Origin of the sequence: Olleya aquimaris (genome assembly GCF_003259525.1) — a bacterium.
In the GTDB taxonomy this organism is placed as follows: domain Bacteria; phylum Bacteroidota; class Bacteroidia; order Flavobacteriales; family Flavobacteriaceae; genus Olleya; species Olleya aquimaris.
The window spans coordinates 306,612-327,575 of sequence record NZ_QLLO01000003.1; the positions used below are offsets into that span (position 1 = coordinate 306,612).

The 20,964-nt window shown below is 33.9% G+C and carries 16 protein-coding genes; 1 reads left to right on the forward strand and 15 read right to left on the reverse strand.

Annotated features, from left to right (window positions below; all coding sequences use genetic code 11):
* Nucleotides 1–12: 12 nt before the first annotated feature.
* The 8 genes from LY08_RS06305 to LY08_RS06340 all read right to left on the reverse strand — a co-directional run bounded on the left by LY08_RS06305 (nucleotide 13) and on the right by LY08_RS06340 (nucleotide 8,608).
* Complete coding sequence (locus tag LY08_RS06305) at nucleotides 13–714, reverse strand: sulfite exporter TauE/SafE family protein (protein ID WP_111659599.1); 702 nt, start codon at nucleotides 712–714, stop codon at nucleotides 13–15.
* Complete coding sequence (locus LY08_RS06310; protein WP_111659600.1) at nucleotides 715–1,161, reverse strand: FixH family protein; 447 nt, start codon at nucleotides 1,159–1,161, stop codon at nucleotides 715–717.
* A gap of 12 nt (nucleotides 1,162–1,173) precedes the next feature.
* Nucleotides 1,174–2,595: a cytochrome c oxidase accessory protein CcoG gene (ccoG, locus tag LY08_RS06315; protein ID WP_111659601.1), complete on the reverse strand. Its 1,422-nt coding sequence runs from the start codon at nucleotides 2,593–2,595 to the stop codon at nucleotides 1,174–1,176.
* Nucleotides 2,596–2,608: 13 nt separating this feature from the next.
* The gene (locus LY08_RS06320; protein WP_111659602.1) at nucleotides 2,609–3,571 is read right to left on the reverse strand and encodes a cbb3-type cytochrome c oxidase N-terminal domain-containing protein; all 963 of its coding nucleotides are present in this window, start codon (nucleotides 3,569–3,571) and stop codon (nucleotides 2,609–2,611) included.
* Nucleotides 3,568–3,759, reverse strand: coding sequence for a CcoQ/FixQ family Cbb3-type cytochrome c oxidase assembly chaperone (locus LY08_RS13625; RefSeq protein ID WP_111659603.1), 192 nt, complete (start codon nucleotides 3,757–3,759; stop codon nucleotides 3,568–3,570). The genes LY08_RS06320 and LY08_RS13625 overlap by 4 nt, the downstream gene beginning before the upstream one ends.
* Before the next feature lie 6 nt (nucleotides 3,760–3,765).
* Nucleotides 3,766–5,961 (reverse strand): cytochrome-c oxidase, cbb3-type subunit I, encoded by a 2,196-nt coding sequence (gene ccoN / locus LY08_RS06330; protein WP_111659604.1) that lies wholly within the window; start codon nucleotides 5,959–5,961, stop codon nucleotides 3,766–3,768.
* An 11-nt stretch (nucleotides 5,962–5,972) separates the two neighbouring features.
* Nucleotides 5,973–6,161, reverse strand: coding sequence for a cbb3-type cytochrome oxidase assembly protein CcoS (gene ccoS, locus LY08_RS06335; RefSeq protein WP_111659605.1), 189 nt, complete (start codon nucleotides 6,159–6,161; stop codon nucleotides 5,973–5,975).
* 74 nt (nucleotides 6,162–6,235) lie between these two features.
* A complete protein-coding gene (locus tag LY08_RS06340; RefSeq protein WP_111659606.1) occupies nucleotides 6,236–8,608 on the reverse strand; it encodes a heavy metal translocating P-type ATPase in 2,373 nt (790 codons plus the stop codon).
* Between the two features lie 110 nt (nucleotides 8,609–8,718).
* On the opposite strand from LY08_RS06340, the gene LY08_RS06345 reads away from it, so the two are divergent.
* A complete protein-coding gene (locus LY08_RS06345; protein WP_111659625.1) occupies nucleotides 8,719–9,396 on the forward strand; it encodes a Crp/Fnr family transcriptional regulator in 678 nt (225 codons plus the stop codon).
* An 81-nt stretch (nucleotides 9,397–9,477) separates the two neighbouring features.
* On the opposite strand, the gene LY08_RS06350 is transcribed toward LY08_RS06345, so the two are convergent.
* From LY08_RS06350 to LY08_RS06380, 7 genes are all read right to left on the reverse strand, one after another.
* Complete coding sequence (locus LY08_RS06350) at nucleotides 9,478–11,184, reverse strand: T9SS type A sorting domain-containing protein (RefSeq protein ID WP_111659607.1); 1,707 nt, start codon at nucleotides 11,182–11,184, stop codon at nucleotides 9,478–9,480.
* An 89-nt stretch (nucleotides 11,185–11,273) separates the two neighbouring features.
* The gene (locus LY08_RS06355) at nucleotides 11,274–12,653 is read right to left on the reverse strand and encodes a T9SS type A sorting domain-containing protein (protein ID WP_111659608.1); all 1,380 of its coding nucleotides are present in this window, start codon (nucleotides 12,651–12,653) and stop codon (nucleotides 11,274–11,276) included.
* 25 nt (nucleotides 12,654–12,678) lie between these two features.
* Entirely contained in the window at nucleotides 12,679–13,449 is a 771-nt protein-coding gene (locus tag LY08_RS06360; protein ID WP_111659609.1) for a glycoside hydrolase family 16 protein, read from the reverse strand.
* Nucleotides 13,449–15,749: a beta-glucosidase BglX gene (gene bglX, locus LY08_RS06365; protein WP_111659610.1), complete on the reverse strand. Its 2,301-nt coding sequence runs from the start codon at nucleotides 15,747–15,749 to the stop codon at nucleotides 13,449–13,451. The genes LY08_RS06360 and bglX overlap by 1 nt, the downstream gene beginning before the upstream one ends.
* Nucleotides 15,750–17,405, reverse strand: coding sequence for a family 16 glycosylhydrolase (locus LY08_RS06370; RefSeq protein WP_317046877.1), 1,656 nt, complete (start codon nucleotides 17,403–17,405; stop codon nucleotides 15,750–15,752).
* A gap of 17 nt (nucleotides 17,406–17,422) precedes the next feature.
* Entirely contained in the window at nucleotides 17,423–19,474 is a 2,052-nt protein-coding gene (locus LY08_RS06375; protein ID WP_111659612.1) for a hypothetical protein, read from the reverse strand.
* 16 nt (nucleotides 19,475–19,490) lie between these two features.
* Entirely contained in the window at nucleotides 19,491–20,963 is a 1,473-nt protein-coding gene (locus LY08_RS06380) for a RagB/SusD family nutrient uptake outer membrane protein (protein ID WP_245907560.1), read from the reverse strand.
* Nucleotide 20,964: the final 1 nt, after the last annotated feature.

The following is a 20,964-nucleotide window of genomic DNA, read 5'->3' on the forward strand; positions in this document are numbered from 1 at the left end:
TTAAAAAAACTATTAATGACAATCAATACTGCTTTGCACCATCTCCACCACAGGACTTGGAGATATAAAAGGAATGCCAAGACCTAAACCTCTTAATATAAATAGTGCACCAATAACTACAACAAAAACAGGAATAACTTTTTGGATACGTTGTTTAATGGTTGTATTTAAAAATTTACCAAGATATATAGCTGTAGTCATTAACGGAATAGTCCCTAAACCAAAAAATGCCATATATAAACTACCTTGCAGAGCTGTTCCTGTTGCAATTGCACCAAAAACTGCCATATAAACTAAACCACATGGTAAAAACCCGTTTAAAAACCCAATAGTTAAAAAGGTGTCTGCAGTTTTCTTTTTTAAAGCTTGTCCCATTTGTTTTTTTACAAATCCTACAGCTTTAAAAATTGGTTTAACTATTAAGTGTTGACCTATTTTTTTATATGGAAATATAATAACCACTATCATTAACGCTCCAATAATAATAGATAGTTTTTGTTGTAAACCAAAAATATAAAGGCTTTTACCTATTAAACCAAAAACTAATCCAATAATACTGTAAGCTAACAAACGACCAATGTGGTAAGCGGTTATTTGACTCACTTTTTTAAACGAATTACTTCTATCCACAGGTAGCATAAAGGCAATAGGACCACACATCCCAACACAGTGGAAGCTTCCTAAAAGACCAAATATAATTGCGGATAAAAGCATTTAATAAGTAATATCTTCTTTAAACATATAGTTTTTATCGTTGTACATCCAATCTATTTTAATGTTCCAACGACCATCCAACAAACGTTTGTCAGGTATGAGCAAATTGTGATTAGACAACAAAATTGTGGTTTCGAAGTCTAGTTGTTTGTTAGATGGTCTATATAGGAACACTTTTCCTGAAATGGCGCTATAATCTAGGTCTTCTGGAAAACTAATAATCATGCCTTCCGGAGTTTTTTTCCAAGTTAGTTTAGACGTTAATTCTTTTGAGTTTTCTTCTTTATTAATATCGTTTTGATACTCTAATTCTTGTTTGTAATAATCTTCACTTACCAAGTCATGATCTAGGTCTTTATTAACATTCATACTAATAACAAAGTACATGATAAAGCTTATAAAAGCTATAAATGCAATAACTATAGACGTTCCCCAATTTAATTTCATAATATCTTTTTATTAAAAACTTCTTGGTCCCAAGAAGTTTATAGTTGTTGTTTCAATTAACTTATCACTACTGTATACCTCTACGGTTACTTTGGTTCGGTCTCCACTAAGCAGACTTTCGTCAAGTTCAATAAACATAGTACCTTCTGCCAATCCCTGAGCTGGCACTACAAAACTTTTATCTGTAGATACTAATGTAATTGTACCCTCTATTGCTCTTAATTTAAAACTAACATTAGATATGTCTTCTGTGGTTTTATTAACTAATTTATAAGTAAACACATTACTTATAATGGTTTCACCTTTATGCTCGTAACGTTGACCTGGCAATCTTAAAATATTAGCTTCTATGTCGTTACGCAACTGTAACATGGTAAATAAAGCGCCAATAAGCACAATTAATACTATGATGTAACCTTTAAGACGTGCGGTCCATTTAAATGGTTCTTTATCTTCAATATTGGCTTCGCTAGCATAACGTATTAATCCTGTAGGCAAACCTACTTTTTCCATAATGGTATCACACTCGTCAATACAAGCGGTACAATTAACACATTCTAATTGTGTACCATTTCTAATATCAATACCTGTTGGACACACATGTACGCATTGAAAACAATCAATACAATCACCATGACCTAAAGCTGCTCTATCCTCATCCTTTCGCCATTTTTTACGTCCGTTTTCTCCTTCTCCACGCTTATGATCATAGGCAACAACTATAGATTTATTATCTAAAAGAACCCCTTGTAATCGACCATAAGGACACGCAATGATACATACTTGTTCTCTGAACCAAGAAAACACAAAGTAGAATAAACCAGTAAATATTAATAAAGGAATTAACGTTCCTACATGTTTAAAGGGTCCTTCATTTACATATTCTAATAGTTTGTCACTACCTATTAAATAGGCTAGAAAAATATTAGCGATTAAAAATGAAATGATAAAAAATATGGTATGCTTTAATACTCGTTTTTTTATTTTTTCTGAGGTCCACTTCGATTTTTTTAAACGCATTTGCTTTCCTCTATCTCCATCTATCCAAAATTCGATACGTCTAAAAACCATTTCCATAAAAATGGTTTGCGGACAAATCCAACCACAGAATATACGTCCAAAAGCTACTGTAAACAATGTGATGAAGATTACACCAATAATCATTGATATAACAAATAGGTGAAAATCTTGAGGCCAAAACGGAAAACCAAAAATATTAAATCGACGCTCTATTACATTAAACAATAAAAACTGATTCCCATTTATTTTAATAAATGGAGCTGCAAATAAAAAGGCTAATAAAAAGTAACTCACATACTTTCTATAATCGTAAAACGTACCACTTGGTTTTTTTGGAAAAACCCAAGCACGTTTACCCTCTTCGTTTATTGTTGCTATCGAGTCTCTAAAGGATTCGTTTTTTGGAGCTTCCATTTCTTTTTATCCTTTATTCATTTACAGAAACAGATTTCTCTACCTCTAAAACCTCTATATCTTTAGCTTCTTCAGGGATTTCTAAATCTTCTACTCCTTCTGGTTGCCATAATTGTCCTTCAGGATCTTTTGGACTAGCTGGTGTTGTTCCTTGTAAAGACAAGACGTAACTTGCTACTTGTGCCATTTCAACAGGTTTTAAACCTTCTTTTTTCCACGATACCATTCCTTTTCCAGAACGACCACCTTCAGATATGGTTTTAAAGACACTTTTAATATCACCTCCTAATATCCAATACTTATCTGTAAGATTAGGACCAATTCCTCCTCCTCCATCTGCCACATGACATGCTACGCAATTAGTTGTATAAATGGCTTTTCCAGCTTTTAAATCTGCAGCATCTGTTAACAAGGTTACTGTATTAAAATCAACAAGGTTTTTAGCTGTTTTTTTGTATTCTTCTAATTCAATTTTAGCTTGAGCATACTCTTGCTCTATTTCGTCTTGTTGTGTATCTCCATCAAAAATGTGATACTTAGCTAAGTAAACAACTGCAAATACAATAGAGATATAAAAAGAATACACCCACCATGGTGGTAAGTTATTGTCTAACTCTTTTATACCATCGTAATTATGGTCTAAGATAATTTCGTGTTCTTCTTCTATAGGTTTATCATCTCCTTTTAACTTGCTATACCACGCTTTTAGTTTGGTAAACTGAGGTACTTTAGTCTTGCTTGCCAAATAACGCTGTTTTGCTTCTTCATCTAAACTCTGAAACAATACGTTTTCAATAGAGCCTACAATACCTTCAATAGCAATTAATACAAATAATATCAATGCTAAAAATAACATGATAATTGGGTGCTCTAAAAAGGCTGGTTTATCTCCTGAGTCTACAAAATATTCAACCAATCCAAAGATGGCAAAGAATATAACAGGAACTCTGACGTATGATGGGATTAAATTTCTCATGATTCGGTATCGTTTTGGTTGTCTAATTCTAATGGTATATTACTAACTTTAGTGATGTAATCCTTTTTAGCGGTTAGAACCCACCAAAAAAGTATTACAAAAAAGCCAAAGAATATAAGCAGTGATAGTATTGGGTATATTTCTATACCAGTAATACTTTCTAAATGATTTTTTACAAATTTTAACATGGCGTATTAGTTTTGTGCGGTTGTAGTTTCTGTATCATCAACATTAATATCTGTTCCTAAGCGTTGCAGATAAGCAATTAAAGCGACAATCTCTCTGTTTTTCATTTCAACAAAATCTGCTCCAGCTTTTTGTTTACTAGCTTGATAAGCTTCAACAAAATCTGGGTCTGAATGTAGATTTTCTTCAATTTGAGCACCTTGTGCTAACATATTAGCTTGTGCATTAGCTATATCCTTCTCTGTATAAGGCACTCCTAAAGCAACCATAGTACGCATTTTAGCTTCGGTTTGAGATTTATCCAGCTCATCTTCTATTAACCATTGGTATCTTGGCATAATAGATTTTTTATTCATAGCCTGAGGATCATACATGTGGTTAAAGTGCCAGTTGTCGTTATACTTTTTACCTATTCTATGTAAATCTGGACCAGTACGTTTACTTCCCCATAAAAATGGATGGTCATAAACATATTCTCCTGCTTTACTATACTCGCCATAACGTTCTACTTCACTTCTAAAAGGACGTACCATTTGCGAGTGACATCCAACACAACCTTCACGTATGTAGATATCTCGACCTTCTAGTTCTAATGGCGAATATGGTTCTACACTACTAATAGTAGGAATATTAGATTTAACCATAATCGTTGGGACAATCTGTATAATTCCACCAATTAAAATTGCGATAGTAGCATATATAGTTAATTTAATTGGTTTACGCTCTAGCCAAGTATGGTAGCCTTCTCCAGCAACTCGTTTTTTAGAGACACGTTGTAATGCTGCAGCTTCAGCTAATTCGTCTTCAACAACACTTCCTTTTCTAATAGTAACAATAATATTATATACTAAAATTAGCATACCTACCAAGTACAAGGTACCACCAATAGCACGCATCCAGTACATTGGCATAATCTCGGTAACGGTTTCAAGAAAATTTCCATACTTAATATTGCCATCTGGATTGAATTGCTTCCACATACTTGCTTGTGTAAATCCAGCAACATACATTGGTAAAGCGTACATAATTATTCCTAAGGTACCCATCCAAAAGTGAAGATTGGCAAGTGGCAACGAGTGTAATTTTGTTTTAAATAATTTTGGTACTAAATAGTAAATCATACCAAAAGTTAAAAACCCATTCCAAGCTAACGCACCTACGTGTACGTGTGCAATGATCCAATCTGTAAAGTGAGCAATTGCATTTACGTTTTTAAGTGATAGCATTGGACCTTCAAACGTAGCCATACCATAACCTGTAATAGCTACTACCATAAACTTAAGTACAGGATCTACACGAACTTTGTCCCAAGCACCACGAAGCGTTAACAGTCCGTTTATCATTCCTCCCCAAGAAGGCATTAATAACATCACAGAAAAGGTAACTCCTAAATTCTGAGCCCATTCTGGTAAAGCGGTATATAATAAGTGGTGAGGTCCTGCCCAAATGTAAATAAAGATTAACGACCAAAAGTGTACGATGGATAATCTATATGAATATACAGGTCTGTTAGCTGCTTTAGGTACAAAATAGTACATTAATCCCAAGAAAGGCGTGGTTAAGAAAAAGGCAACCGCATTATGACCATACCACCATTGTACTAAGGCATCCTGTACACCAGCATAAACCGAATAACTTTTCATACCAGTTAAACTAACTGGTAACTCTAAACTATTAAAAATATGTAACACTGCAACTGTAACAAACGTAGCAATGTAAAACCAGATAGCAACGTATAAATGACGCTGACGACGTTTTAACATCGTACCAATTAAGTTTGCTCCAAAAGCTACCCAAATTAATGCAATTGCAATATCAAAAGGCCATTCTAACTCTGCATATTCTTTAGAAGTGGTATAGCCTAATGGTAATGTAATGGCTGCACCAACAATAATTAATTGCCATCCCCAAAAATTTATATTGCTTAGCAAATCGCTAAACATTCTTGCTTTTAACAGACGTTGAGTAGAGTAATATACTCCAGCAAAAATAGCGTTACCCACAAATGCAAAAATCACCGCATTGGTGTGTAGTGGTCTTAAACGACCAAAGCTAAGCCATGAAATCCCATCTGTCATATTTGGGAATAAAAACATGAACGCTAAAATGAGTCCTACTAACATACCTACAACTCCCCAGAGCATGGTAGCGTAAAGAAACTTTTTAACAATCTTGTTATCGTAATAAAATTGCTGCATTTCCATAATAATTGTGATTAGTCTTTATTGTTGTTTTTAGTTATAGTTTTTGATTTAGTTTTAACTAATTCGTCTTCAAATAGAATTCGAACAGAAGGTGTGTAACTATCGTCAAATTGTCCGTTTTTGACTGCCATGATAAAGGCAATAAAAAAGATAATTGCAACAATAATGCTTACTGTTAGTAAAATATATATAACACTCATACCTATTAGAAGTTATGTTTCAAAATTAGTTTAGATGCGCCTTTTAAAAGATGACATTTGTCATGTTTAAAGCATTATTTTAATTTTCTTCCCACAATATTTGTGGCTACTGTAGTAAACACCACAATACTAATAGAACTTAAAGGCATCAAAATAGCTGCTATAACTGGCGCTAACTGACCAGTAACAGCAAAATAAAGCCCAATAACATTGTAAAATAACGAGAGAATAAAACTCCATTTTACAATCTTAATTCCGCTTTTAGATGCTTTGATATAATGATAAAGCTTGTTGAATTTTGTAGCATCTAAAATAGCATCACAAGCAGGTGAAAACACATTCACATTTTCTGAAATAGCTATACCTACATGACTTTGTGCTAATGCTCCTGCATCATTTAAACCATCTCCAACCATCAATACTTTTGCTCCTTCAGATTGATGATATTTAATGTACTCTAACTTATCATCTGGTTTTTGGTTAAACAACAGTTTTGTTCTTACAGGTAGTAGTTTTTTTAGATTTTCTAATTCGCCTTCATTATCTCCAGATAGGATAACTAAATCGTAGTGTTTTTTTAGTTTATTAAACAATTTTGACAAGCCTTTTCTGTAGCTATTATAAAAAGTGAATTTTCCTTTATAAGTATTATTTGCACTAATATATACAGAGGTATTTAATACTTCTGTTTCAGTTTGATGTCCTACAAATTGTGCTGAACCAATTTTGATGTTTTGAGTGTTGTGAGAGGCTTCGATACCTTGTCCTAAATACTCTTCAAAATAATCTAATGATATGATATTGTTCTCTTCTAAAATATCATATAAACTTCTGCTTAATGGATGGTTAGAGCCTCTAAGCGTGTTTTTTAACAACACTTCTTCGTTTGGACTTAGTGGCAAACCTTCATATTTTGCATCACTTTTTTTATTAGAAGTTATAGTACCTGTTTTATCAAAAATTATAGTGTTTATGTGCGCTAATTGTTCTATTACAGAAGCATTTTTTAAATAAAATTTTTGCTTTCCAAAGATGCGTAGTAAGTTTCCAAAAGTAAATGGTGCTGCTAAAGCTATTGCACAAGGACAGGCAATAATAAGTACTGCAGTAAACACATTTAAAGCTTTGCTAGCGTCTGTATATAACCAGAAGGCTGTAGCCACAAAAGCAATGGTTAGTACTGCTATGGTAAAACGCTTACTAATAGCATTAGTTAAAGTTGTAAACCCATCTTCTTTATTTTTGCTAAACACATCATTGCTCCATAGTTGTGTTAAATAACTTTGTTCTACAGATTTGATTGCTTCCATCTCTATCACACCAGAAGTTTGCTTACCGCCTGCAAATAGCTTGTCTCCAGATTGTTTAGTCACAGTTTCGGACTCGCCAGTCACAAAACTATAATCAATTTTTGCTCTTCCGTTAATCAAAATTCCGTCAACAGGAATTAACTCTTGATTTCTTATTAAAAGTCTATCGCCTTTTTCTATATCATAGACTTGAACAGGCACTTCTTCATTATTAAAAATTTTAGTGACTGCTATTGGGAAATACGATTTATAATCGCGCTCAAAGGATAAAAACGAGTAGGTTTTTTGCTGAAAAAACTTTCCTAACAACAAAAAGAATACTAAACCCGTTAAACTATCAAAAAAGCCAGAACCAAGGTCAAAAATAATTTCGGCTGTACTTCTTAAAAACAATACAATTATTCCTAAAGCTATTGGAATATCTATATTTAAAATTTTTGTTTTTATGGCTTTATAAGCCGAAACAAAATAGTCTTGTGCTGCATAAAACACAACAGGAAGCGAAAAGCTAAACATTATCCATCTAAACAAATGTTTGTATTGGTCCAACCAAAACTCGTTAACCTCAAAATACTCTGGAAACGATAAAAACATCACGTTACCAAAAGCAAAACCAGCGACTCCAAGCTTATAAATTAAGCTTCGGTTAACATTTTCTTGACCTGTTTTATAATCTTCTAAGCTTATGTAAGGTTCATACCCTACAGAGCTTAACATTATTACTAATGCTTTAAGTGAAAACGATTGTGAATTATAGGAAACACGGACTGTTTTTTTTCCAAAATTGACTTGAGACAATGTAATTGCTGGATTTAGTTTGTTTAGATTCTCTAAAATCCAAATACAAGAACTACAATGGATATGCGGAATATAAAGCGTAACAATTTGTGTGTTACCATCATCAAACTCGACTAACTTATCTATTATTTTTTGCTGAGACAAAAAATCGTATTTACCTTCAATCTCTTTTGGAATAGCTCCTGGAGAAGCTTGTAAGTCATAATAACACGTTAAATCGCTTTCTGACAATATCTCGAAAACCGTTTTACAACCATTACAACAAAAGGTTTTATCTTCTAAAACTATTGTTGTATCTGTACAATTATCTCCACAATGATAACATGCTTTTTTCTCCATAAAAATTTGCTCATTTACCTGTAACAAAGGTTACAATTATGCTTGTTCTATTTTATGATATTTGTCATATAATGTATACATTTGATGTATCACTATTTTATAATTTAGGTATGAGTAAATGTGAACAATGCATTGTTAGGCAATTCAATAGTTTGAAAACCCTAACAAGAGAAGAATTAATGCGTGTTTCTGCCTGCAAAACAGGTAAAATCATAAAAAAAGGTGAGGTCATTTTTAAAGAAGGTGACACCCTTAATGGTATTTATTGTGTTAGAGACGGTGTTTGCAAAATGAGTAAACTCAGCGAAAATGGTAAGGATCAAGTGGTAAAACTTGTAGTAAAAGGTGGCATGATGGGACAACGCTCTTTAGTAAGTGGAGAAACAGCAAATCTTAGTGCTGTAGCTATCAATGACATGCAAATTTGTTTTATACCTAAGCAAGAGATTTTAAACGATTTACAGAAAAATTCTAATTTTTCTATGGATGTATTAAAAAAAATGGCTCAAGATTTAAGAGATGCAGACGATACAGTTGTAGATATGGCTCAAAAAACTGTAAAACAACGTATGGCTGAAACCTTAATTTACATCTCAAAAAAGTTTGGACATGATGCTAACGGTTTTTTAAATATAACTTTATCCAGAGAAGATTTTGCTAGTATTGTAGGGACTGCAACAGAAAGTGCTATTAGGATTTTATCTTTATTTAAAAAAGAAGGCTTAATAAGTACATCTGGAAAGCAAATTAAAATTGAAGATGAGCAAGGATTAATGCGAATAGAATAGAATAAAAATAAACTGACTTACAATAAAAAAAAGGATGCAATACATTGCATCCTTTTTGTATTTAAATGAATAACTATACTATTATTCTTTTATAAGTTTTATTGTACTTGAGGAATTATTATTGCTAAGTTTAGCAAAATATAATCCAGAATTTAAGTTTACAGTTTCAATGGTAAAGTCTGTACTATTAACATCTTTTATAAAAACTGATTTTCCTAAAACATCAAATACTTCCACAGTTTTTACAATCTGCTTTGTTTTAACGGTCCAATTATTAATAGTTGGATTAGGATACGCTTTAATAGTGTTAACCTCAAACTCATCTACAGATAATGGGTTTTGTGTCATTAGAATATTATCTACAAACACAGTGCCTTGTGGTGTCACAACTTGCATAAATGCCTCAAATTTCCATTGGTATAAATGTGTGCTAGAAAATCCTAAATTAGTAAAATATGACATTGGAATAGTAACTAAAGTCCAGGCGCCTGTAACAATTGGTTCGTCAGTACCAATCTCATAAGTGTATTCTAAAACAGCACCATTATTACTAATTAGTCTAAACTGAAAACCAGGAACACCAGGAGCTGCCCAATACATAAAATGAACATAATCATATATAGAAACATCATCTGGACCACCTTCTCCTTGCCCATATCCTGCAAAAGAAAAGTCAAATTTTAGAGCTTTATTGACATTAGATCCAAGGTCTAAATCTGGTTCACCTCCAATGGTTCCAAAATCATAAACAAATGGAAAATTGGTCGAATAGTTATTGGTATCATTGTAAATACTATATGTTTCGTTATCTGGAGAATTTGGTAATGGTGCAGGCTCTGGGTCTGCAACCGGAGTAATATTAGTGCCTCCTGCAAAATCATCGACTAAATACGTACCGACATCTGTATTATTAAAATCTGGAAAAAACACCATTAAATCATAGTTACTTAATCCTGAAGGATAATCTAAACTAATAATTTGCCAATCTGTTCCTGTAGTTGTAAACGACAACTCTGTGGTTGGATTAGCTCCAGATCCACCTTCAAATTTTAGCAAATGTGTTCGTGCACCATAATCTGCAACTGGTTTAATTCTAAAGGTAATCGTGTTATTAGTATCATCCGATAAGTCTAAATTTTCTGCTAAATTTAATTGAGCAGTATCAAATGGAAGTCCTCCTCCTGCAATTTGTCCAACGTTATCTCCTGCATCTGTTGTTAAAGTAAAACCGCAATCAAAGCAATTAAACGTATCGTCTGTAGTTTCAAAATCTATAGGAAAAATCGCAGCTGGAGGTGGTGGTGGAGCGACATTAATTCCGCCTGCAAAATCATCTATTAAGTACGTCCCAATATCTGAATTATTAAAATCTGTAAATAGAACCATTAAGCCATAATTTCCTAAACCTGATGGAAAATCTAAACTAATATCTATCCAAGCTGTACCAGAAGTTGTAAATCCTAATTCTGTATTAGGTGCAGTACCATTTTCAAATTTTAGTAAATGTGTACGTGTACCATAGTCTGCTGCTGGTTTAATACGAAAAGTGATTGTATTATTAAAATCATCAGATAGGTCTATATTTTCTGCCAATGCTAACTGTACATTGTCATACAAAGCACCACTACCAGTTATAGAACCAACATCGTCTCCTGCATCTGTTGTTAAGGTAAACGTACAGTCGTCCGCAACCATATCATCTAAAGGGTCTGAAAAGTCAATTGGGAATATTTGAGCATAACCTAAGCTACTGATTAATAATGCACATAAAAGTGTAATGTTTTTCATAGTTTCTAGGTATTAGAGTGAAAAAAAAAAAAAAGCCACATTGCATAGGCATATGTGGCTTTTACAATTTAGTTAGTTATTAGTAATAATTACTCTTTAATTAATTTAACGGTTTTTGATCCGTTTTCAGAACTAAGTTTAGCAAAATATAATCCTATGTTTAATGTAGCTGTTTCAATAACAAATTCTGAACTATTTACATCTTTTACAACAACTAATTTTCCTAAAACGTCATATACTTCAACAGTTTTCACTAATTGAGTTGCTTTAACATTCCAATTGTTTTTTGTTGGATTTGGATAAATATTAAAATCTGTTGTAATAAAATCTTCAGTACTTAGAGTTGCAGGAACTACTACTATTCCTCCTATTGCTTGTTGTCTAGCATTTTCAGTAGTAGGGTCTGCAATTGGACCAACTACCTGAAACCCGTATTGAATAATTAATCCAGGTGCTAATTGTGCTGCTGTCGCAGAAACAGAAAAATCTCCAGTTGAAGTTATTGATACACTTGCACCTACATCATCAGAGTACCCAGTACTAGGGTTTAAACCTTTAATAAAAGCAGTTACAGTATATCCAGAAGGTATATCAGCACTTGAAATATTTCCAAAAAACGTTAAATCGTTTCCATTAAGAGCAGGATCTTCAATATAAGTGTTAGCTTCAAATATTTTATTTGCAACAGATGTTCCTACACCTCCTGTAGTCCAATAATCATCTGCAGGATTTTCTTCCCACGTATTAAAATTAGGTTTTAATGTAATGTTTGTTGTATTTAATTCCGTTTTAAGATCCGGAACTCCCCATACTCCTCCACCTGCAAAACCGCCACCATTAGATGGTAATTCAAACCAATTGGCATAACCAACCCAAGCAGCAGTAGGATCTACATTTATAACATTTGGACCTGTAGGAGCTGCTGGTATAGCAGAACCCTCTACAGCTGTTACATTATCAATATATACAGTTATTCCTTGTGTTGGTGGATTAACAAAATTACCTGAACTATCAACATTTGCATATAATACAAATTCGTTCCACTCACCAGTTGCTGCAGTAAATGTAAATGTTAAAGTTTCCCAACCCGAACCAGTATGTGCTTCAGATGTTGGTAATTCTATATCTGCTTGACCACTTTGACCTGCTTGAATTTTTCCTTTTAGATATATTCCAGTCATAGAATATACGTTAACAGATACTGTTTTTGTTGTTGTTAGATCCATATAGTTAGTTTGAGGTCTAACAAAAATTCCTTTCCAGAAGTCACCACTAGCAGTAGTTTCTATTTTTCCAACTTGATTAGCAGCATTATCTGGAGCTGCATCTAAAGTAGCTGTTAATCCAGCACCGAATCCTCCATAGATATCTTGTGCTGCAACATTTTGAGCAGCCTCAAAATCTTGTAAATTTACTTGAGCCGATAAGACTGAAGTAATCAATAAAAATAAATAAGTAATTTTTTTCATAATAAATAGTTTTTAAATGAATTAATTAATCAGAGCTTGATACTTTTACGTAATCAATGATAAACTCTTGAGGGAATATGGAATCGTCCACTTCTGGACCTCCAAAATTACCACCTATTGCTAGGTTTAAAATGATATAAAATGGCTTATCAAAAGGCCACGTTTTATCATTTTTTATTTCTGGTGAAAATGTGTATACTAAAGTATCATCGATATAAAATGAAATAGCATCTTTAGTCCAATTGGTTTTATACAAATGAAACCCATCTTCAATATTTTTTATGGTAGTTATTTTTGTGTTTATTGATTGTCCGTAACTATCTGGAGTATGTAAGGTAGTATGAATTTGATGAGGAGCTTTGCCAACATATTCCATAATATCAATTTCTCCACATGCAGGCCAAGTATTAGTGTCAATATCATTTCCTAGCATCCAAATTGCTGGCCATAAGCCTGCTCCTTGTGGCAATTTTGCTTTGACTTCAATGGTTCCGTATTGAAACTCGATTTTATTTTTAGTAGTGATTCTACCAGAGTAGTAATTAGTACTGTCTTTTGTAGCTTTGATTACTAAATTGCCATGTAAAAGACTAACATTCTCTTTAGTGTAGATTTGCCTTTCGTTATTTCCCCAACCACATAAGTTTGGGCAGCCATCACCTAACTCGTAATTCCAATAGTCTTGGTTTAATTCTACACCATCAAAATTATCTTCAAAATAAAATTCTTTTTTATCTTCTTTATTACCGCAGGATAATAAAGTAAATACAGATAAAAAAAGAACTATTGGTTTCATTATAAAGTAAATTTATCTTGTAATGTTGTTTTAGAGCTTCCGCCTATATAAACTTCAAAGTCTCCGTCCTCAACTATAAATTCTCCTTGATTATTGAAAAATCCTAGTTCATCTTTAGTTAGAGTTAATTGAATTTTTTTAGTTTCTCCTGGCTCTAATTCTACTAACTCAAAGCCTTTTAATTCTTTTACTGGTCTAGTAACACTTGCATATAAGTCTCTGATATATAACTGAACGACTTCTTTTCCTTTAACTTTTCCAGAATTGGTTAAGTCTACAGACACTGTTACTGTATTGTTGTTAGAAAACGTATTATCAACTTTTAAATTAGAATAATCAAAACTTGTATAACTTAATCCATGACCAAACACGTATAAAGGGTCGTTTTTTTCATCCTGAAAATGAGACCAGAATACAACGTCTTCTCCAGGTAAAACTGGTCTACCTGTATTTTTGTAGTTATAGTAAATTGGAACTTGTCCTACGTTTCTAGGAAACGTCATTGGTAATTTTCCGCTAGGGTTATAATCTCCGTATAAAACTTGCGCGATTGCATGCCCACTTTGAGTACCTAATTGCCAAGCTTCAACAATTGCAGGAATATTTTTGTCTGCCCAAGTTATAGTTAATGGTCGTCCATTATTTAATACTAAAACTATGTTTTTATTAACTTTATATACTGCTTCTAACAACTCTTGTTGTACTCCTGGTAGACCTAAATCTGTTCTACTTCTACCTTCTCCACTCATAAATCCATGCTCTCCTAAAACCATAACAACAACATCTGCTTGTTTAGCTGTTTGGATAGCTTTACTGAAACCGCTTTTATCTGTAGTATTGACTTTAATTTCAAAAGCAAACTCCTCTTTTCCAATTGAAACATCAGCTCCTTTGGTATAAGTTACTGTATTACCAGTATATTGATTTAATCCTTCTAAAACTGAGACTGCTGTATTATCTTTTGCAGCAATACGCCAACTTCCAAGTGGACTAGTTTTATCTGCAGCTAAAGCACCAATTAATGCAATTTTTTGACCTTCTTTTTTTAATGGTAATAGATTATTTTCGTTTTTAAGAAGTACAATAGATTTTTTAGCCATATCTAAAGCTGCATCATGGATTTCTTGACTACCAATAACTTCTTTTTCACGAGCTTCATCTAAGTATTTGTAAGGATCATCAAATAATCCTAATTCAAATTTTACTCTTAATATGCGTCTTGCAGCATCATCAATAAGTTTTTCATCTACTTTACCTTCTTTAACTAAACCTGCTAATTCTTCGACATATAAATACGATTCCATATCCATATCAGAACCAGCATTAGCTGCTATTTCTGCTGCGTGTTTACCGTCTTTTGCGTGACCGTGAGCAATCATTTCTGTAATTGATCCCCAATCCGATACAACAAATCCGTCAAAACCCCATTGACCTTTTAAAATATCACGTTGTAAGTATTTATCTCCTGTTGCAGGAATTCCGTTTAATTCGTTAAAAGAGTTCATAAACGTTCTAACGTTAGCCTCTTTAGCTGCTTTAAAAGGAGGTAGAATAATATTGTTTAATGTTGAAGTACCGACATCTGCAGTATTATAATCACGTCCAGACTCTGCAAATCCATAAGCAGCAAAATGTTTTGCACAAGCAGCAATGGAATGGTGAGCGGATAAGTCTTCCCCTTGAAACCCATTAACTCTAGCAACTGCTATTTTAGAACCTAAATACGTATCTTCTCCAGCACCTTCCATAACACGTCCCCATCGTGCATCCCTTGAGATGTCAACCATAGGTGCAAATGTCCAGTTTATTCCAGCAGCAGAAGACTCTTTTGCAGCCATTTCAGCAGAGTTTTTAATAGCTTCTAAATCCCAACTCGCAGATTCGGCAAGAGGTATAGGAGTTAAGGTCTCATAACCATGAATTACATCAAAGCCAATAATTAAAGGAATACCAAGACGTGTTTCTTCTACAGCAATCTTTTGAACTGCTTTTACATCTTTTACTCCTCTAACATTAAGCATGGATCCAACATAACCTTTACGAAGATGGTCGTATTTTTTTGCCTGATCACCATCTTTTGGCACTGGTCCTGTGACGTCCCAAAACCCATTATATTGATTCATTTGCCCTATCTTTTCTTCTAAAGTCATTTTTGCTAATAAAGCATCAACTTTGTCTTCAATAGATAAGGTTTTAGATGTTTTAATGTCATTTAAAGCTAAGTCGTTCTCATTATTTGTTTTACACGAAATAATGAGAAGACCAGCTAGGACTAATATATAATACTTAATTATATTCATTTATTGATATACTCTTACATAGTCAATTTCCATAGATGATTCTGTAAATGCAGGATCTATATTTCCTCCAAAAGTTCCACCCATTGCTATGTTTAGGATTAAGAAAAAGTCGTTATTAAAAGGAGTTGCAGATGTATTTGCAAATGTGTGATAAACCATATCATCAACAACTATTTTAATTACGTCTGGTGTCCACTCTACTGTATAATTATGAAACTCGGTAGAAGCAGTATCTACGATAGTTTCACTACCATCTGCATTACCACCAAAAGCTTCAGGATAGTGTAATGTTCCGTAAATAGTATTTTGGTTGTTACCAACATGTTCCATGATGTCTATTTCACCACAAGCTGGCCAAGTGTTAGTTTGGTAATCTGCTCCTAACATCCAAATGGCAGGCCAAGTTCCACCTCCTGTTGGAAGTTTAGCTCTAACCTCTACACGACCATAAGTAAACTCATACAATCCTTCAGATTTAAGACGTGCAGATGTATACCCACTACCAGCTGCTTTGGCAGTAATTTTTAGCATACCGTTAGCGACTTCTGCGTTTTCAAGATTGTTAGTATAATTTTGTACTTCTTGATTTCCCCATCCATTAGCACCTAAATCGTAGGTCCAATTTGCTGGGTTTGGCGCACCATCTGTATCAAACTCGTCAGACCACACTAAATTAGTATAAATAGTCTCTAAACCTTGAGAAGGCTCTTGTGTTGTAAATGTATGATACCAAGCTAAAATAGGGTTATTTAAGTCAATACATCTTACTCTCATAATAGACTCTGTAAGTTCTATAATTTCGTAGCTTGAGGTCCCAACATAGTAACCCATAAAGTTACCATCTGAAAAATTCATGACTGTACCTCTTGACATAAATGCTGGATCAGGTACAACGCTCCAATCTACAGATGTAGGTGCAAGAGACACTAAACTTGTGCCAGACGTATCATAATCATAGCAGAAATCGTATCCTGCTGAACCACCCACTACAGACTCGTAAGCACCATTAAAATAGGTTTGACCATTATTATCTAATTGATAGCTTAATTGATTATTTGCATCAAGAGAAAAGATTAATTGATCTGTATAGATACATTCACTCTCTGCAGAACCAGCTTTTTCAAACGGTTGTGCTGCATACCATTGTGGATACCAAAATCCATCTCCAATACTTCCATCTGCAGGACCAACACCTAAGTGCCCAATTTCTTCTGCTGCCCAATACCATGTTTTTGAGCTTCCAGATCCACCTGTTAGCAATTGTTTTGCTTCTAAATCGTCAAATGAACTAAAAACCTCTATAGTGATTGATCCACTAGTTTTATTACCACCAGAACCTATTGCATTAACCACAATATTATATGTGTTAAGACCAACTAGACTAAATCTGTGTGTCACTTCTCCTGAAGGAACCACTTCACTTAAACCATCTCCAAAATCAAAATCATAAGAAATGGCGTTGTTAGCTGTAGCTTTTAAAACTACTAATCCACTTCCATCTCCATTAGGATTAGAAGCATCAGCTCCAACAATTTCTGCTGTGATGGTTAAATTACTTGGAGCTACGATGTCTCCAAAACTAGCATCATCATCTTGACAGTTTACAAAAAACACTGTCAGAGCTAATAAGCTTACTATTTTAAAAATATTTTTCATCTTTTTCATTTTATAGATTATAGCTTCACTAGCTTATATTGCCAGAATACTCCTGCTCCAGCTTCAATGTTTACACTTATAGTATTACTATCTATAAATGTTACATTGTAAGTTATTGAAGAAGGTACTGCTACGTTTGGTAGCTCGCCTTGATTATTAGCTTTAGGAATTCCGATATAAGCACCTGTACCATTAATGGTAACTGTATTTGCTCCTGAATCATATGTATATGTTGCTGATGCAGAACCATCATGAGGTGCTACAGGAGTACCACATGAGTCTGAACCACCTTGCCATCCTTCGACCCAAGTATCTGCTCCTAGAACATTGGTAAAAGAACCATCTGCTCCGAATACATATGTATCGTCATAATAACAAGCTCTATCTGCTACACAAACATCATCACAATTCCACCATGATGTGTCTCCTGCTGCAGGTCCAACACCTAAAGCACCAGCTTCGTTAGCCATTTGCCAAGTACCAGCTAATGGTGATGGAGCTGCTCCATCTCTAACTAATTTATATTGCCAAAATACTCCTGCTCCAGATTCAATGTTAACATTCATTGTATTTTCATCAACAAATGACACATTGTATGTAATTGAGCTAGGAACAGCTACGTTTGGTAACTCTCCTTGATTATTCGCTTTTGCTAAACCTAAATAAGCTCCAGTTCCGTTTAAGGTAACCGTTCCTGCTGTTTGATTAAACGTGTAGGTTGCAGCATTAGAACCATCATGAGGTGCAACAGGTGTACCACATGAATCACTTCCGCCTTGCCAACCTTCGATCCAACTATCTGCTCCTAAAACATTACTAAAAGAACCATCTGCATTAAATACATAAGTATCATCATAATAACATGCTCTGTCTGCTACACAAACATCGTCACAGTTCCACCAAGAGGTATCTCCTACTGCTGGTCCAACACCTAAAGCACCTGCTTCTGAAGCTAATCTCCATGTTCCAGTTAAATTAGATGGTGCTGTTGCTTCTTTGTAGTAATATAAATTATCTATAAATACTGTACCTGAACCCACAAATTTGAATTGATGGATATCATGCATAGATAATCCTTGATCTGTATAGTCTGAAATTGGAATATCAAAACTGTTCCATTGGTTAGCGATTAACGATACAGTTACTTGTTGCTCTCCTGAAGACAAACTAATAGGAAATACTTGTAAGTCTGCATCTTCTGCAGTCCAAACATCAATATGTAAAAATTCCATTGCAGAAACATCTACAGCTTCACCATACTGAATACCTTGATAGTTTAAGTTACTATACTGTAATGAAGTATCTCCACCTAAATCAAATTCAGCAAATGTGGTTGTTTGTCCCCAATTAGGATAAAAATCTGAATTTTCAATATTTGTATATGCATTTGAATAAATAGAAACCACATCACCTGGTGCTCTTGCTGGAGGCACTGTAGCTGGTGCTATTGGTTGTAAGATTGCAGTCACTTCAAAATCTTCGGTATAAACCGTTGTTTCTGTTCCTGCACTAAAAGCTGTTACTGTAATAGTATAAACTCCTGCATCTGCGTATTGATAGCTGTATGGCTCATCAAAATTGGTCATAACTACCTCGCTACCATCTCCAAAGTTAACTTCATAATACAACGCAAATTCTGCTTCTGCATTAATATTTACTTGTTTAGAAATTGTGTTATCATTCTCTATAGTAACTACTAAGTTTTGAGGAGCTAAAAAAGACACTACCACTTCTTGAGTAACGCTAGTTGTTTTACCATTTAAACCAGTAGCAACAATGATGGCATTATAGGTGCCTTCTTCATAAACATGCTGTGTGCTTTCTCCTGGATTTAAAACATCAGATAAACCTGAACCATCTCCATAATTTACTTGAAAGCTAACTACACCTTCTCCTAAGGGAGTAATTGTAACTAATCCAGTGTTGTCTTGCGTTACAGTTACTAAAGCAGAGACATTTACTGGTGCTGTAATAGCATCAGTGTTTGGTGTATTATCATCATCTTGCACACAAGCAAAAATTACTAATGCAGCAAAAAGAGTAGATACGATGTACTTTAAATTCTTCATTTTTCTTTTTATTTAATTAATATCCTGGGTTTTGTTGCCAATTTCCGTTTGAGAATTGAATCTCTTCAATTGGAATTGGGAATAATTCATTTTTATTAGGTGTAAATCCTGGTATTTGAGTACCTCTACCTGTGCGCACTAAGTCAAAAAAGTGATGACCTTCTCCAACTAATTCTACACGACGCTCATGATAAATAGCGTTGGTAAGTGCTGTACCTGTTAAAGACACGTTGTTAGATGTATTTCCAAAAGCGCGCTCTCTAACTCTGTTTAAAAAGTTTTGAGCTTTTGTATCGTCGATACCACCTCTATTAAACGCTTCTGCAGCCATTAATAAAACATCTGCAAAACGAATAGCTCTGTAATTATTAGGGTTAGTAAGGTTTAAATCTCCTTGAGCTTGCGAGCTTCTAACACGTGGTAAATATTTTCTATTAAAGTATCCTGTGTGTTCATAACCTGTACCATAACTAGCACCTGTTGATGCTGACCAAGCTTCGATATCCAAAATTGCAACATCTTTTCTGTTATCACCTGCTTCAAATTCGTCAACTACATCTTGGGTTGGCACATTAAAACTGAATCCAGAGGTGAATAATGGTCCGTTATAATTTCTAACTCCACTAAATCCTACTGCTACATTACCTTCACTACATTGTAAACATCCAAATCCAGCACCTTCTACATCTGTGTACTGTACTTCAAAAACAGACTCTATTCCGTTTTCACCTTCATTTTCAAAAATAGTATCGTAATCTGTAACTAAATCGTAAGGTCCATTTAATATTAAGTTTTCTAATATTGACGCTGCTGCAGAAAATTTATCTTGAAATAAATAGGCTTTTCCTAATAAGGCTTGTGCAGCTCCTTTAGTAACACGACCTACTTGAGGTGCTGTATAATCTAAATTATCTACTGCATATTGTAAATCTGCTTCAATTAAAGCATAGACTTCTGATACAGGAGATCTTGGGATTGAAGTTTCGTCACCTAATTCAAAACGAGTTTCTTTAAGTGGCACTGGTCCAAACCATTTTACTAACTCGAAGTAATAATAGGCTCTTAAAAAACGTGTTTCAGCAATAATAATTTCTTTTCCGGGGAAATTTGTTTTATCCTGAAATTCCATAATGTAGTTTGCTCTGTTTACTCCTGCAAACATCCAATTCCATACGTCCTTTAAATTACTATTAACAGGTGTATGTATCATATCATCAATTTGCTGAAAACCGATTACGTCTGTTGCACTTTCGCCACCACATAAGGTATTATTTGAAGCAATTTCACCTAGAAGTACGTTAACATAACTTGATTGAAGCATGTCATATGCACCAATTAATGCATTGTAATAGTCACTTTCTGAATTAAAGTAATTTTCAGAATCAATTGAATATACAGTATCACGATCAATAAAATCATCTGTACATGATATTGAAGTTAAAAAAGCTAAAGACGCTATTAAGTATTTTATATTTTTCATAGTCTTTATT

Bases quoted from the DNA above. Each gene is read 5' to 3' on its own strand.
- bglX (WP_111659610.1), bottom strand. From the start codon at position 15,749: ATGAATATAATTAAGTATTATATATTAGTCCTAGCTGGTCTTCTCATT.
- LY08_RS13625 (WP_111659603.1), bottom strand. From the start codon at position 3,759: ATGTTAAAATTTGTAAAAAATCATTTAGAAAGTATTACTGGTATAGAA.
- LY08_RS06320 (WP_111659602.1), bottom strand. From the start codon at position 3,571: ATGAGAAATTTAATCCCATCATACGTCAGAGTTCCTGTTATATTCTTT.
- LY08_RS06345 (WP_111659625.1), top strand. From the start codon at position 8,719: ATGAGTAAATGTGAACAATGCATTGTTAGGCAATTCAATAGTTTGAAA.
- LY08_RS06350 (WP_111659607.1), bottom strand. From the start codon at position 11,184: ATGAAAAACATTACACTTTTATGTGCATTATTAATCAGTAGCTTAGGT.
- LY08_RS06305 (WP_111659599.1), bottom strand. From the start codon at position 714: ATGCTTTTATCCGCAATTATATTTGGTCTTTTAGGAAGCTTCCACTGT.
- LY08_RS06375 (WP_111659612.1), bottom strand. From the start codon at position 19,474: ATGAAGAATTTAAAGTACATCGTATCTACTCTTTTTGCTGCATTAGTA.
- LY08_RS06355 (WP_111659608.1), bottom strand. From the start codon at position 12,653: ATGAAAAAAATTACTTATTTATTTTTATTGATTACTTCAGTCTTATCG.
- ccoN (WP_111659604.1), bottom strand. From the start codon at position 5,961: ATGGAAATGCAGCAATTTTATTACGATAACAAGATTGTTAAAAAGTTT.
- LY08_RS06370 (WP_317046877.1), bottom strand. From the start codon at position 17,405: ATGAAAAATATTTTTAAAATAGTAAGCTTATTAGCTCTGACAGTGTTT.
- LY08_RS06360 (WP_111659609.1), bottom strand. From the start codon at position 13,449: ATGAAACCAATAGTTCTTTTTTTATCTGTATTTACTTTATTATCCTGC.
- ccoG (WP_111659601.1), bottom strand. From the start codon at position 2,595: ATGGAAGCTCCAAAAAACGAATCCTTTAGAGACTCGATAGCAACAATA.
- ccoS (WP_111659605.1), bottom strand. From the start codon at position 6,161: ATGAGTGTTATATATATTTTACTAACAGTAAGCATTATTGTTGCAATT.
- LY08_RS06310 (WP_111659600.1), bottom strand. From the start codon at position 1,161: ATGAAATTAAATTGGGGAACGTCTATAGTTATTGCATTTATAGCTTTT.
- LY08_RS06340 (WP_111659606.1), bottom strand. From the start codon at position 8,608: ATGGAGAAAAAAGCATGTTATCATTGTGGAGATAATTGTACAGATACA.